This is a genomic window from Streptomyces flavofungini (assembly GCF_041028215.1).
Lineage (GTDB): Bacteria > Actinomycetota > Actinomycetes > Streptomycetales > Streptomycetaceae > Streptomyces > Streptomyces flavofungini_B.
This window is the reverse complement of record NZ_JASKYR010000189.1, coordinates 1-12,171: the sequence shown is the minus strand read 5'-3', so window position 1 is coordinate 12,171 and position 12,171 is coordinate 1. Positions and strand designations below refer to the sequence as shown.

Genomic DNA, 12,171 nt, shown 5'->3' with positions numbered 1-12,171 from the left:
CTGCCCTGGGATGCCGTGGCGCTGGGGGGTGTACGCCTGCGGCTGGCTCAGTTGTGGATCAGGCGGAGGGCGCGTTGACCTTGCCTGCCGCGAGCCTCTTTAGGTGGGCCTCGTACTCGTCCTGCCACGCCTGCGGGTCGTGGCCCGCCCTCTTCGCCTCGTCGGCCGCGAACTCGCCGATCTCGCCGGACTCGCCCTGCTGGGTGACGTCGTCGAGGGTCTTGCGCAGCAGGTCGGGGGCCGCCATCTGGAGTGCCTTCAGCAGCCGGTAGGCGATCCATGACTGGCTGCCCGCGAGGGCGTAGGCGGTGAGGGCCCCGGGGTCACCTGTTGCCAGCTTGAAGACGTCCGTGGTGGAGCGCAGCGTCTGCTTCAACAGGTCTTCGATGTAGGTCTCGACAAGGTGGTCCTTCTCCTCCAGGTCGAGGGCCTCCCAGTGGTTGAGCGTGTCGTCCTGGGTGACGGTCGGCCCGGTCTCGCCGAGGGAGCCCTTCCACATTTCCCAGCGGCCTTCGGGGCTCTCTTCGTCGCCGATGCGGTGAGGCATCTGGAGACCGACGAAGTTCGTGGCGTAGATGACAGCGGGTTTGTCGTAGGAGGACTGCCAGATGGTGATGCGGCCGCCCGCGTGCTGCCAGCGGGCGAGGAGCTTGGAGTCGTATCCGGTCCATGGGGACTCGGTCGGGTCGTGGCGGAGTGCGGTGCGGATCATGTCGCGCCACTCGGGGAAGTAGCCAGTGCTGGCCGGGATGACGAGCTTGCCGCGCCTGCTGGTGGCGGTCAGTCCTTCAGTTCCGGTCGTGAGGTGGACGTCGGCTTCGCCGGGGTGAGAGTCGGCCCAGGCCCGTAGTGTTGCGACGTTGTCGCCCCACTCGGCTGCGCTGATGGTGAGCTTCCAGGCGGGGGCGATACCGACAGCGCGTTCGCGGGCAGCGGCGAGGGTGAAGCGGTCGGTGGCGACGGCGTGCAGGTACTGACCGTTGTAGTCAAGGTGTACGCCTTCGATGAAGCCGGTTCCGCTGTACCGGCCGACGTGAGGGTCGACCCGGCGCAGCAGCTCGGTGAGCTGGTAGGCGGTAAGGCTGGTTGCGGACAAGGCTTCTCCCTGTGGGATCGTTGTTGTGGGATCCCCGGGCGGTCGCTTCGCTCGGGGGTTCTGCTGTGGCCGCCGGCCGCAGGGGGCGGGACACCGTGCGACCGGCGGAGTGCTGCGGACGGTGCGCTGCTGGTTTAGAACAGGGCGGGTTCTTCGGCCTTCCGCCAGCCCGAGAGTGTCCAGGTCAGCCCGGCCTGCCGGCGGCTGTCGCAGATCGGGTGATGGCACTCTTCGCCGGTGATGCTGTCGAAGCCGCGGCACGACATCAGGTAGCGGAAGAGCCGGGACTTGACGGCCTTCTCGTCGGGGGAGAGTGCGCTGTCCCGCACCAGGGCCGCTTTGAGGGTGGCCGCGGTGCCGGTGCCGTCGCAGCCGCGCGTCCCGTAGGGGTCTCCGTGGCGCGCGATGAGCTGCTGGCGGGTCACCTCGGCCACGTCTCCGCACACCCGGCAACCCGTGACGTGTAGGCGCTCGGTGCTCTTGGGGTCCCAGTGCGGGGTCCAGGCGATCTCGCCTGGGCGGGGGCGGGTTGCYGGGTTGTAGCGGTCGTACTGGCCGACTGTGTCCGGCGCATCCTTCCAGTGGTGCACCAGGTCTCCGCCTTTCTGATCCAGTCGGAACACCTTGACCTCAAACGGGGTGGCCTCGAACCAGTAGCGGTGCTCGCCGATGACGCGTTTCCAGGCCGTCACGCCGTGGTTTCCGCTGAGCGGCGCCCGTGCGGTGATTTTCACGACGCCTCCTGCGCGGCTGGGATGGGCTGTGTGTCGTCGGCGCCGCGCCCCCAGCTGGCTTGCCGGATGACGCCGGGGTCGGTGACCGCGGCGAGCGGGGAGGCGGCGAGGTGGACGACGGGTCCGGCCTCGAAGCGCTGCTGCACGGTCGGGCACGGCTGGGTGCTGATGTGCTGCGGCAGCGGCTTGACCGCTGTGGCGTTGGCGAGCTGCGCCTGAGCCGCGGTCAGCGCCGCTTGGAGGCGCTCTGCCTTGGCTCGCTCCCCGCGCAGGTCGATCTGTGCCGTATCCAGGCGTTCCGCCAGCTGGCCACGCTCGTCCTTCAGTTCGTCGATCTCGGTGGCCATGGCGACCAGGTGGCAGGCCGTGCTGTCGGCTTCCCGCTCTAGCCGCCCGATCTTCTGGACGAGTTGCCACGGCGTGAGACCGCGGTGCTTGTAGCGGGTGCGGAGATCCTGAGTGATGCTCACCGGTCCTACTCCTTCCGGGCGAGGTCGCGGATGCCGGGCCGGGGCCGGGCGATGGGGGTGCGGGTCTCGTCGCGTTCGGGGCGGCCGGGCGCGGGCTGCGGTACAGCAGCACGGGCGGACTGTGCGGTTGCCTCGACGCCGAGGAGAAACAGCAGGCCGCAGCCGATGACGATCAGGTCAGTGGACATGAGCGGCCTTCCGGGTGAGGAGGTAGAAGCGGTGGTCCTCGGATCCGCCTTGGATGAGGAGGCCGTGCCGGTGCAGGGCGTCGAGGTCGCGGCGGGCGGTGGTGCGCTTCGGGGCGCCGAGGCGGCGGTTGAGGTTGTGGACCCGGCCCGCCTGGACGATGCCGCCCTCGGCCCGCAGCGTTTCGAGGAGCTGCCGTTGGCGTTCGGTCAGTGCGTGCATCACGCCTCCGGGTTCAGCTCGTCGGGGATGTCGATGAATCCGGCGAGGATGGATTCGATGAGCCGCTTGTCGGTGATCCAGGCCGGGACGCGGCGCGGGGTGATGCCGACGCCGACGAGCAGACTCGGCAGGACGACCGGCTCAGCGGTGGCCGCCATGGGCGGCAGCGCGTCGAGGGCGGTGGTCGGCCGCTCTGGCAGGATCGCGGTCATCACGCGGCCTCCTGCTCGTATGCGGTGTGGACGGTGGTGATGGCGGCGATGTACTCGTCGCACTGCCGCGGCGTCCACAGCGCCTCATCGCGGCCGAACGCGTCGTGGGCGAGCCGGTCGACGCGGGCGAGGGCGTCCTCCTCACGGTCCGCCACCGGGCGGAGCGGAATCACGATGGCCATCACGCCACCGCCCTGGTGTCACGCGCGGCGTCGTACAGGTCGATGCCGTGACGGATCGCGTGGCAGCACCACAGGAAGTCCCAGGCGTAGTCGGAGAAGTCCCATTCCCAGGTGTCCTCGAACTGGTAGCCGAGGTAGGCGAAGTCATTCAGGACGTTCCGGGCCGTGTGTTCGCTGCTCAGATCCTCGTCGAGGACCCAGGTCCGCAGGTGCTTACCGGTTCCGGCGGGGACGCCACCCCAGCGGGCGTCGTTCACGAACTGCTCGACGACGCGCTGCCGCAGCGCTTCTTCGGAGTACTCCTTGACGGACGCCCGTCCCCCGCCGAGCTTCTCTGCCCAGTAGTGCGGGTTGATGCCGGACCGGTCGGAGCGGAAGAACTCGAACATGTCGGTGAGGCGGGTGAAGACGTACCCGTCGCCGACGTCTCCGCGGATTGCGAGCGAGCCGGGCCAGGTGACGATCTCGAACCAGTACTCGCTGAAGCGTGGGGCCCTAAACCGCAGGTGGCGGTACAGGCCGTTGTCGTGTAGGACGGTCATCTCATGCTTGGCCGTGTCGCGGGCGAAGCGCTCGGCGATCTCCGGGTAGTCGTTCATGCCGCCACCTCCGGGAGGTGCGCGAACCGCTCCTGCCGGATCGCCCAGTCGCGGAGCTCGGCCACGCGGTCGGCGAGCAGGTCGAGGAGTTCCGGGCTGCTGCCGGTGACGGTGATACCGACGACACCGCTGCCTTCGCCGAGGATCAGCGTGGCCCGCTGCTTGCCGTCCACGTCACGGTCGTAGCGGGTACGGACCGGGCCGTCATCAAGGTCGACGGTCAGCCCGCCGATGATCTGGGCAGTCATGCAGCACCTCCGGGGCGCCAGTCGGGGTAGTCGGTGTCACAGGCGCACGCTTCGGGGTGTGCGCAGGCCAGGGCGGCGAAGGCGCCGTCGCAGGGGTCGAGCAGGTGCCGCTGCTCGGCAGCCCGACCGGCAAGCAGCAGGGACTCCTCGGCGGCCGAGGCGACCACGTCCAGGGCGGCCTTCACAGGTGAGAGGCGGGATGTGGTCATCGGGCCACCGCCTCGTCGTAGCCCTCCCAGTTGTCCACGCCAGCCGCGTGCAGAGCACGGAGCTTGGCGGCGTCCATTCGGAGCGGACCGACCTCTTCACGCAGGGCCGCCAACTCCGCATCACGCTCGCCGAGGATTCCGGCGAGCCGGACGGACCCGGCGCGCGCCTCGTCGCGTTCGGCGCGGACCGCAGCCAGCTCGGCGGCGACGACCTTGCGAACGGCAGGCATGACCAGGTCGGCGATTGCCAGACTCCGATTACGGTCCTCCTGGCCATACGTCAGGTAGATCGCGGACGCGATCTTCTCCCGGATCTCGGCTGCGCGCTGCGATGTCAGGCGGTCACTCATCGCCGTCACCCGCCTCGGCGTCGATGCGGTCCTGGCAGTCCGGGCACAGGCCGGTGATCTGGTACTCCGCCTGATAGCGGGCAGCCTCATCGGCGTCCCAGAACACGCGGGCCGTACCGTCCCCGCCCACCAGCGGCTCACCGCAGCCGATCGGCGGACGCAGGCAGCGCTCCTCACGCACCGCATCCGCAGGCAAATCCCCGCCCGTGATAGCGGCCAGGAACTGCGACTTGCTGCGCGCCAGACGGTCGGCGTCCACCGGCACCACGTCCTCGACCTGCGCGAGAGCGTTGCGGATTTCCGCGTCCGCATCGCCGATCTCGAAGTCGGCCAGGGTGATGGTGTCGCTCGGCCGAATACGGTCCGGGGTGGCCGCCACCTCCTGCCACGTGCCCAGCACCCGCGCCACCGCGTCGAGCACCGCGTCGTTCGGGTCCTTGTGCCAGTAGCCGAGCAGCGCACACGACAGCTCACTCGCCAGATCGGCCTGCTCGGCAGGCTCCAGATTGAAACGCCACACCAACGGGTCCGAGATCATCGCTCGCCACCGCCGATCCGCACGGTCAGGCCCGGGTTGTACGCGGCCAGCACCTTGTTCGCGAAAGCCTGACGGCCCAAGTCCTCGCCGATCCGCTCCTTCACGGCACGGCGTGCGTCAGCGGGCATCTCGCCCGCCCACAGCAGACGGGTCATCGTGACGACATTCCGGCCAGCCGTCTTCTGCTCGGCCAGCGCGGTCAGCACGTGGCCGGGGAGGCTCTGGCCGATCCACAGCTCGATCGCGGCAGGCGCCGTAGGCCTCGGCTCATCCGGGAACAGGGAAGAGATCACGACGCCTCCCCGAGTGCCTGCTGCGCCGGGTACGTGGCCGCATAAAACTCGTCCCACACCTTGTCGAACATCGGCCGGTCAGCCTCGGTGTACGACTTCACCGCCCGCTCGCGGCCGTCCACCAGACCCACAGAGTCCTTCGGCTTCTCCCCGTGCTTCATCTGGTAGGCCAGCGACACCCGCCGCCCGAACGACGAACGCACCGACCGGCACTCATCAGGCGTCAGTCCGCGGTCCTTCAGGTACGTCTCGACCAGCAGTGCACGGTCCTCGGCAGGAATTTCGGCGATCTCGCCGGCGGCCTCCGCGTAGTGGTGCAGCTGACGTGAGCGCTTCCACTTCGGGTCGACCGTGTCGTCCATGGCCGCGATGAGCTGGACCAGGCCCAGCGCGCGTCGGATGCGGTGCTCCTCGATCTGCTGCTCCAGCGCGTCGAGCTGCTCGTCGGTGGCGCGCTCGTTGATGGCGCCGCCCTTGGTCCAGTACGCCTCAATCGCGTCTGCGGTCTCGTTCTGGAAGGCGACCAGCGTGGGACGGATCTCCTTGGCGACACGGTGTTCGTTGACCGTTGCCAGAAGCATGAGGAAGGTGCGGACCGGAACAACTGCCATGCTCCGGGTCTTGCCGTCCTCGGCGACCATGGGGCTCCGCCCCACAGTTGCCCACGAGCGGCTGCGCAGCTTGGCCAGCTGGGTGGAGTAGTCGAGTCCGAGCTCTTCGACGGCGGGCTTCAGCACGATGTGCGGCAGGCTGTCGACGAGAGTGGTGTGGATGGAGCCCGCGGACAGGTCGAGTTTCACGACCTCACGGGAGTTGGGTGATGATGGGGACACGGGGTGCCCTTTCTCTTGCAGGTAGGTGCAGGTGAGGGAGTTCCTCGTAGGCCCCGTCTGCCGGTGTGTGAGAGCCCGGCGGGTGGGGCCGCATGCCGCCTAGGCGGCGCGAAGGGCTCGGGCCTTTTCCTGAGCCCTGGCGTTCTTGCGGCCGAACTCGTGGATGCGCTGGCGATCCCGCTTCGAGGTGACGAGGCTGCGGCCAGGCTTGGACGCGATGCCCAGGGCCTTGATGCGGCGGCGGGCGGTCCCGACGCTGATGTTCAGCACGTGAGCCGTCTCCTGGACGCTCATGTACTCCTGGTTGACGTCGCGCGGCGGCTGGGGGAGGCCGTATCGCAGGTACTTCTCGCTGGGCACCTAGGTGCTCCCTTCGGGAGGGGTCTCGGGTGGGGCCAAGAGCTCTGATTCGTTCGCCCCCAGGGCTTGTCGCAGCCGCTGGTATCGGGCCGGTCTCATGCGGGTGCGAGTGCCGTTCTCGATATGGCTGAGGTAGCGGCGGCTTATGCCTGCGGTCTCGGCCAGCTCGGCGACTTCCGCGCCCGCCTCCTTACGCAGTTCACGGACCTTGCGGCCGTTCACCGTGTAGGTGGTTGGGGGTTGGTGCATGAGAAGAAGTTAGCCCTAGTTAGCCCACGTGTCTAGCCCTAGTTCGACTGATTTGACTCCGCGCTATTCGATCTAGATAGCCCTACTTAGCCTTCGATGCGTCTATGCAGGTCAAAGATTCAGCCTTAGGTGGCCCCGGTCCTAGCTGGCCCTGGCTGGCCCTGCCAAGATGGAGCCATGTCGACAGACCTCGGGCGCCTCGCCGAAGCCGTGAAGAACCGCCGGCTCGCCCTCTACACATCGCGTGTAGCCGCCGCCAGCACGGCCGGACTCTCCAAGGACACGTGGAAGCGTGTAGAAGAAGGACAGACCGTCCGGGACGGCACCTACGCGAAGATCGATGAAGCGTTGAAGTGGGCGCCCGGCAGTTGCGCCGCGATCCTCGCGGGGCGCTCGGCGATGCCCGTTGAAGACGTCGCTGGTGCTCCGGGCACCGTGACGACGAGGGTTCCCGACGCGGCCCTTGACGACGAGGTCCGCGACGTAGTGCAGCTCGCCTCGATCGCCACCACGGGACTTCCAGCTGACGAGATCCGCGCCCTGGCCAACCGTGTGGTGCAAGACCTGAAGAAGCGCGGAGTGATCTGACGGAAGTTCACTCGAAAGGCGTGGCGTACAACCATTTGCTTCAGCTGATCTGTTACAGATTTCCCGCATCCGTACTGGGGCGTAGGTGGCCACAAGTGGCCTAAGACATGGCAGAGTCGAACGCGTAGAACCCTTGGAGGCTCCTGCTAGCCCGAGTTGGGGGAGCCATGTACAGAGATGCGGTCATAGCCGACTACGGGCCGGGCTTCACTGGCAGCGCGATCAAGGTTCAGGGCAAGATCGTGTGTGTCGTCCCGCCACAACCGAACAGGCGTATCAGGCAGGCGATGCGCCAAAACCTGCGCGAGCTCGGAGAGGACTGCGGCACCTGCCGCAACTGCCCCATCGGCAATCCGAGCTGAACGCATCATGGTGACGCGGAGCCTAGGCGGTAGGGGTACCTGCCAGGCATCCGCGTCAGATCATGTCTAGGGGGCTGCAGCCGATGTCACGACAGAGTCAGGACGTCTACATCGAGTGGCGCGGCGGCACCTGCCGCGTGAAGTGGTGGACCGGAGAGCGCCTGCCCAGCGGGCGCAAACGTTTCGCAGCGAAGGGCGGGTTCCTCGACGAGGACACCGCCCTGGACTACGGGCGGGACCAGCGGTACGAGATCCGCCACGGGTTGCATGTCCCTGCCGCCAACGGCGCAACACCCATGTCCCAGTGGCTCGACGAATGGCTCGCCTCCCTCGACCTCGCGCACCTGTCGCTTCGTAACTACCGCTGGGCCATCGACTCGCACATCCGCCCACACTTCGGCTCTAAAGCTGTCGGCGAGATCGGCATCCTCGACGTCCGCGCGTTCAAGGCCCACATCCAGCGCACCCTCGGCACCGACAACAGTCGGCACAACGTCATGATGGTGCTCGGCATGGTGATGGACGACGCCGTTGCGGCCGGACTGAGGAAGGTCTCCCCAGTCGAACGCAAGCGGCGCCGCGGCCGGTACAAGAAGAAGAAGCGCGAGCGGAAGAAGGACATGGCGGTGGCCGCCGTCGACCGTCTGGCCCGCAATGCCGAGGTCGTCTTCGGCTATTCCGGCTACGCACTGATCTGGACGATGGCCATGACAGGTATGCGTCCGGCAGAGCTGTTCGGTCTGACGCGCGAGTACTGCTATCCGACCTGGCCCGGCAGCGATCCCCGTACAGACCCCGGCGAAGCGGAGCGGCATGAGGAGGAGGCCGGTCGGTACGGGCCGGGCGAAGGGCGTCTGCCGGCCATCCGCGTCGAGCGGCAGGTGCAGTACGAAGCGAGTGTGCTCGGCTTCTATCCCCCCAAATACGACTCTTACCGGACTCTCGTGATTCCGCCGTTCCTCGCAGAGATGTTGCAGAAGCTCCTGGCCAGCCACACCTCGCCGTGGGTGTTCGTGGGTGTGGACGGCGGCTGTCTGGCGCAGACGGATTTCAACACCTTCTACTGGCGTCCCACGGCTGACGGCAGCGACGAACAGCCGCGTCGGGCGGGTGTCGACCGGCGCCCTGCCCTGCCCCCTGTTCCCGGCTTCGCGGGCAAGCGCATGTACTTGATCCGGCATGGCCACAAGGAGTGGATGGATGAAGACGGCCATCCCCGCTTCGTCGTGGAGACGCGCATGGGCCACGAGCTTCCCGGCGTGGAGGGCATCTACAGCAACCTCACTCCCGCGATGGAGCGACGCGTGGCTGCCTCGCTGCAGGCCCGGTGGGACTCCTACAGGGCAGAGCTGGCGCCGGAGGAAGCTGTGGAGATCGAGCCCCGCCCGGTTCAGCCACGCGTCTCGGCTCTGGTCCGCGACGTCATGGGGCGGGGCATCACAGCTCCCATGAAGGTGCTGCGCGAGGTGCAGGGCTTGAGTCCGGAGGCCCGCTACACGCAGGTGCGCTCGGCGGTGCAGAGAGAGCGTGAGCGGCTGCGTAGGGATGCCGCTCGTGGGGCGTGAGCGACGACTTCGGTTTCCCACTGGTTTCCCAGTATGGTGGGAGCCGAGGATTCGTCCCCTCGTCAGAGGCTCTCACTAACCGCATCGTTGACCTTCTGCGCGATGTCCCCGAGTCCGATGCAGCCGATCTTCACCACTGTCTCCCTACCGCCCGCCGCCGCTCTGGCGCCCAACTGTCCCCACGTCCGCCGCCCGCACGGTCCGCGCGGGCGCTCCGGACGCCGTTCCGGCAGCATACGGGGGCTGCGGCGGGCGCCGGCCGGCGAGGCGGCACACCAGCTCGGCCTTCGCGCCGTCCGGGGCCCTGCCGCCCTCGCTCTCACTCCACCGCTCTCACTCCACCTCGCTCCCCTCCCCCACCTCCCGCTCCAGCCGCGCCAGGGCGGCCTTGATGCCGTTTCCGTACCCGTCGTCCTCCAGGGAGCCCGCCGCCCCACGGGCCCTGCGCAGATGGGTGCGGGCCGCGGCGGGGCGGCCGAGCTTCACATAGTCCGCCGCCAGGTTCAGATGCAGGGAGGGGTAGAAGCCCCGCACCGCGAGCGACTGGTGGTGCTCGCTCAGCCGCTCGTCCGTCAGCTCGTCCGCGGCGGACAAGGCCCGCAGGTCCCACGCCAGTTCGGCCGAGGGGTCCTCCTGGGTGTCCGCCATGTAGTGCGCGAGCGTGCAGCGGTGCAGCGGGTCCCCGTCCTCGCCGATCTCCCCCCACAGCCCGAGGAAGCGGCCCTGCGCCTCCTCGCGGTCGCCGCCGTGATGCAGCATGACCGCCTGCCCGATGCGCGTCATCATCGCGTCGTCCGCCGCCTGCTCCTGCTGCTCCGTCACCGGGTCCTCCGTGGTCGTACGGCCTACGCCCCATCCCTCATGACGCTAGCGGCCACCACTGACAATCGCGGTCAGGCTCGTTCGGACGGGGGACGCTCGCACGTGTACCGCTGGGCCAGGCCGGTGACGCTCCTCGCCACCTCCGCGCGGAGTTCGGGCGGGCCGAGGACCTCCGCCTCCAGGCCGAGCCGCAGGATGTCGCCGACGGCCACCGGCAGCGCCTCCACCTCGAGCTCGACCTCCGCCCAGCCGTCCGCGCCCGGCTCGTCCGCCCCGTCCGCGGCCCGCGCGCCGGGCGCCCCGAACATCGCGGGCAGCAGCCGCAGTCCCGCCCGGGTCACCCGCAGCCGCGCGGTGCCCCGCAGCACGCGGGCCTCCAGCTCCCGCGAGGCCTCCCGCCAGTACCCCGCGAGGTCGAAGTCCGCAGGCCGCGCACACGGCTCCGCCGCCACGGTGACCGCCAGGAAGCGCGAGACGCGGTAGGTGCGGACGTGGCCTTCGGCGGCGGCCACGAGATACCAGTTGCCCGCCTTGAGGACGAGGCCGAGCGGATGGAGCACGCGGCGGACCTCGCCGCCCCAGCGCCGGTAGTGCGCGCTCAGCACCCGCTGCCGCCAGACGGCGTCGGCGACCGCGGCGAGCAGCGGCGCGGGCTCCGCCGTACGGAACCAGGCCGCCGCGTCGAGGTGGAAACGCTCCTGGATGCGGCGCGAGCGCTCCCCGAGCCCCGCGGGCAGCGCCGCCGACAACTTCAGCTGCGCGGTGGCCAGTTCCGCGCCGAGCCCGAGGTCGGCCGCCGCTCCGGGCATCCCGGCGAGGGCGAGGGAGTCGGCCTCGTCGTCGGTGAGCCCCGTGAGCCGGGTGCGGTAGCCGTCGAGGAGCCGGAAGCCGCCCGCCGGGCCCCGCTCGGCGTAGACGGGCACCCCGGAGGCGGCGAGCGCCTCGGCGTCGCGGTAGACGGTCCTGACCGAGACCTCCAGCTCCTCGGCCACTTCGGGCGCGGTCATCCGCCCCCGGTTCTGGAGGAGCAGCAGGAGGGCGAGGAGCCGGTCGGCGCGCATGGCCCAAGTCTGCCCCGGTACCTGACAGAAGGTGTCAGGTACCCCCGGCAGAGTGCTCCTCACGGCGGCCCGGCCGCCGGAACCTCAGAACCCCCACCCCGCAGCGGAGGAACACCCATGCCCAAGACCCGCATCACCGGCACCTTCACCTTCACCCACTGGGACGAGCAGCCCGTGGCCGGGGAGAAGGGCGGTGTGCGCGTCGCGCACGCCGCCGTCTCCAACGACTTCCACGGCGGCATCGAGGCGACGGGCTCCTCGTGCCAGTACACGCTGGCCTATCTCGGCGACAGCGGCGGCACCTACGTCGGCTACGAGCACATCGAGGGCGCCCTCGACGGCCGCGAGGGGTCCTTCGTCATCGAGCAGCGCGGCTCGTTCGTCGCCGACGGCATCGAGTGCGCCTTCACCGTGCTGCCCGGCTCCGGCACCGGCGCGCTCGCCGGGCTGCGCGGAACCGGCACGTTCACCGCGCGCCACGGGCAGAAGTCCACCCCGTACACCCTGGACTACGCGCTCGACGAGTGAGGCGGGCGTGGACGCTCAGCCGATGTCCGGGATACGCCAGTCGATCGGCTCGTGCCCCTGGGCCGCCACCGCTGCGTCGATCTGCGTGAAGGGGCGCGAGCCGAAGAACTTCTTCGCCGAGAGCGGCGAGGGGTGCGCGCCCTTGACCACGATGTGCCGCTCCTCGTCGATGAGCGGCAGCTTCTTCTGGGCGTAGTTCCCCCACAGGACGAAGACCGCCGGGTCGGGGCGGTCGGCCACCGCGCGGATCACCGCGTCCGTGAACTTCTCCCAGCCCTTGCCCTTGTGGGAGTTGGCCTCACCGGCGCGGACCGTGAGCACCGCGTTGAGCAGCAGGACGCCCTGCTGGGCCCAGGGCATCAGATAGCCGTTGTCCGGCACGGGGTGGCCGAGCTCCTCCTTCATCTCCTTGTAGATGTTCCGCAGGGAGGGCGGGGTCTTCACGCCGGGGCGCACCGAGAAGC

22 protein-coding genes are annotated in these 12,171 nt (G+C 69.1%); 3 read left to right on the top strand and 19 right to left on the bottom strand.

The window, feature by feature from the left end; translation table 11 throughout:
* Window positions 1-58: 58 nt before the first annotated feature.
* From AB8Z36_RS15605 to AB8Z36_RS15530, 16 genes are all read right to left on the bottom strand, one after another.
* On the bottom strand, window positions 59-1,096 hold the full coding sequence (locus AB8Z36_RS15605; protein WP_369213900.1) for a hypothetical protein: 1,038 nt from the start codon (window positions 1,094-1,096) through the stop codon (window positions 59-61).
* A gap of 134 nt (window positions 1,097-1,230) precedes the next feature.
* Window positions 1,231-1,830, bottom strand: coding sequence for a hypothetical protein (locus tag AB8Z36_RS15600; protein ID WP_369213899.1), 600 nt, complete (start codon window positions 1,828-1,830; stop codon window positions 1,231-1,233).
* Window positions 1,827-2,300 (bottom strand): hypothetical protein, encoded by a 474-nt coding sequence (locus AB8Z36_RS15595; RefSeq protein WP_369213898.1) that lies wholly within the window; start codon window positions 2,298-2,300, stop codon window positions 1,827-1,829. Before AB8Z36_RS15595 ends, AB8Z36_RS15600 begins: the two co-directional genes overlap by 4 nt.
* 5 nt (window positions 2,301-2,305) lie before the next feature.
* Window positions 2,306-2,488, bottom strand: a complete 183-nt coding sequence (locus AB8Z36_RS15590) for a hypothetical protein (RefSeq protein WP_369213897.1) — start codon at window positions 2,486-2,488, stop codon at window positions 2,306-2,308.
* Window positions 2,478-2,708: a hypothetical protein gene (locus tag AB8Z36_RS15585; RefSeq protein ID WP_369213896.1), complete on the bottom strand. Its 231-nt coding sequence runs from the start codon at window positions 2,706-2,708 to the stop codon at window positions 2,478-2,480. The genes AB8Z36_RS15590 and AB8Z36_RS15585 overlap by 11 nt, the downstream gene beginning before the upstream one ends.
* Window positions 2,708-2,920: a hypothetical protein gene (locus AB8Z36_RS15580; protein ID WP_369213895.1), complete on the bottom strand. Its 213-nt coding sequence runs from the start codon at window positions 2,918-2,920 to the stop codon at window positions 2,708-2,710. The genes AB8Z36_RS15585 and AB8Z36_RS15580 overlap by 1 nt, the downstream gene beginning before the upstream one ends.
* The gene (locus tag AB8Z36_RS15575; RefSeq protein ID WP_369213894.1) at window positions 2,920-3,102 is read right to left on the bottom strand and encodes a hypothetical protein; all 183 of its coding nucleotides are present in this window, start codon (window positions 3,100-3,102) and stop codon (window positions 2,920-2,922) included. Before AB8Z36_RS15575 ends, AB8Z36_RS15580 begins: the two co-directional genes overlap by 1 nt.
* Window positions 3,102-3,701, bottom strand: coding sequence for a hypothetical protein (locus AB8Z36_RS15570; protein WP_369213893.1), 600 nt, complete (start codon window positions 3,699-3,701; stop codon window positions 3,102-3,104). The genes AB8Z36_RS15575 and AB8Z36_RS15570 overlap by 1 nt, the downstream gene beginning before the upstream one ends.
* On the bottom strand, window positions 3,698-3,949 hold the full coding sequence (locus tag AB8Z36_RS15565) for a hypothetical protein (protein WP_369213892.1): 252 nt from the start codon (window positions 3,947-3,949) through the stop codon (window positions 3,698-3,700). Before AB8Z36_RS15565 ends, AB8Z36_RS15570 begins: the two co-directional genes overlap by 4 nt.
* Entirely contained in the window at window positions 3,946-4,158 is a 213-nt protein-coding gene (locus tag AB8Z36_RS15560; protein ID WP_369213891.1) for a hypothetical protein, read from the bottom strand. Before AB8Z36_RS15560 ends, AB8Z36_RS15565 begins: the two co-directional genes overlap by 4 nt.
* Window positions 4,155-4,508 carry a hypothetical protein gene (locus AB8Z36_RS15555; RefSeq protein WP_369213890.1) on the bottom strand — a complete coding sequence of 118 codons (354 nt, stop codon included), beginning with the start codon at window positions 4,506-4,508 and terminating at the stop codon, window positions 4,155-4,157. Before AB8Z36_RS15555 ends, AB8Z36_RS15560 begins: the two co-directional genes overlap by 4 nt.
* A complete protein-coding gene (locus tag AB8Z36_RS15550; protein ID WP_369213889.1) occupies window positions 4,501-5,046 on the bottom strand; it encodes a hypothetical protein in 546 nt (181 codons plus the stop codon). The genes AB8Z36_RS15555 and AB8Z36_RS15550 overlap by 8 nt, the downstream gene beginning before the upstream one ends.
* Window positions 5,043-5,339 (bottom strand): hypothetical protein, encoded by a 297-nt coding sequence (locus tag AB8Z36_RS15545; RefSeq protein ID WP_369213888.1) that lies wholly within the window; start codon window positions 5,337-5,339, stop codon window positions 5,043-5,045. The genes AB8Z36_RS15550 and AB8Z36_RS15545 overlap by 4 nt, the downstream gene beginning before the upstream one ends.
* The gene (locus AB8Z36_RS15540) at window positions 5,336-6,139 is read right to left on the bottom strand and encodes a phage antirepressor N-terminal domain-containing protein (protein ID WP_369213887.1); all 804 of its coding nucleotides are present in this window, start codon (window positions 6,137-6,139) and stop codon (window positions 5,336-5,338) included. The genes AB8Z36_RS15545 and AB8Z36_RS15540 overlap by 4 nt, the downstream gene beginning before the upstream one ends.
* Before the next feature lie 132 nt (window positions 6,140-6,271).
* Window positions 6,272-6,532: a DNA-binding protein gene (locus AB8Z36_RS15535; protein ID WP_369213886.1), complete on the bottom strand. Its 261-nt coding sequence runs from the start codon at window positions 6,530-6,532 to the stop codon at window positions 6,272-6,274.
* On the bottom strand, window positions 6,533-6,781 hold the full coding sequence (locus AB8Z36_RS15530; RefSeq protein ID WP_369213885.1) for a helix-turn-helix domain-containing protein: 249 nt from the start codon (window positions 6,779-6,781) through the stop codon (window positions 6,533-6,535).
* 177 nt (window positions 6,782-6,958) lie between these two features.
* Here AB8Z36_RS15530 and AB8Z36_RS15525 point away from each other — a divergent pair, with 177 nt between their 5' ends.
* Window positions 6,959-7,369: a hypothetical protein gene (locus AB8Z36_RS15525; protein ID WP_369213884.1), complete on the top strand. Its 411-nt coding sequence runs from the start codon at window positions 6,959-6,961 to the stop codon at window positions 7,367-7,369.
* A gap of 445 nt (window positions 7,370-7,814) precedes the next feature.
* Window positions 7,815-9,296: a tyrosine-type recombinase/integrase gene (locus AB8Z36_RS15520; RefSeq protein ID WP_369213883.1), complete on the top strand. Its 1,482-nt coding sequence runs from the start codon at window positions 7,815-7,817 to the stop codon at window positions 9,294-9,296.
* 333 nt (window positions 9,297-9,629) lie between these two features.
* On the opposite strand, the gene AB8Z36_RS15515 is transcribed toward AB8Z36_RS15520, so the two are convergent.
* Together AB8Z36_RS15515 and AB8Z36_RS15510 are read right to left on the bottom strand one after the other, a co-directional pair.
* Window positions 9,630-10,118 carry a hypothetical protein gene (locus tag AB8Z36_RS15515; protein WP_369213882.1) on the bottom strand — a complete coding sequence of 163 codons (489 nt, stop codon included), beginning with the start codon at window positions 10,116-10,118 and terminating at the stop codon, window positions 9,630-9,632.
* Window positions 10,119-10,189: 71 nt separating this feature from the next.
* Entirely contained in the window at window positions 10,190-11,179 is a 990-nt protein-coding gene (locus AB8Z36_RS15510) for a helix-turn-helix transcriptional regulator (RefSeq protein WP_369213881.1), read from the bottom strand.
* A gap of 117 nt (window positions 11,180-11,296) precedes the next feature.
* Here AB8Z36_RS15510 and AB8Z36_RS15505 point away from each other — a divergent pair, with 117 nt between their 5' ends.
* Window positions 11,297-11,707, top strand: coding sequence for a DUF3224 domain-containing protein (locus tag AB8Z36_RS15505; protein ID WP_369213880.1), 411 nt, complete (start codon window positions 11,297-11,299; stop codon window positions 11,705-11,707).
* Between the two features lie 15 nt (window positions 11,708-11,722).
* On the opposite strand, the gene AB8Z36_RS15500 is transcribed toward AB8Z36_RS15505, so the two are convergent.
* Window positions 11,723-12,171, bottom strand: a 449-nt coding sequence (locus AB8Z36_RS15500; protein ID WP_369213879.1) for a uracil-DNA glycosylase, incomplete at its 5' end; no start/stop codon positions are given.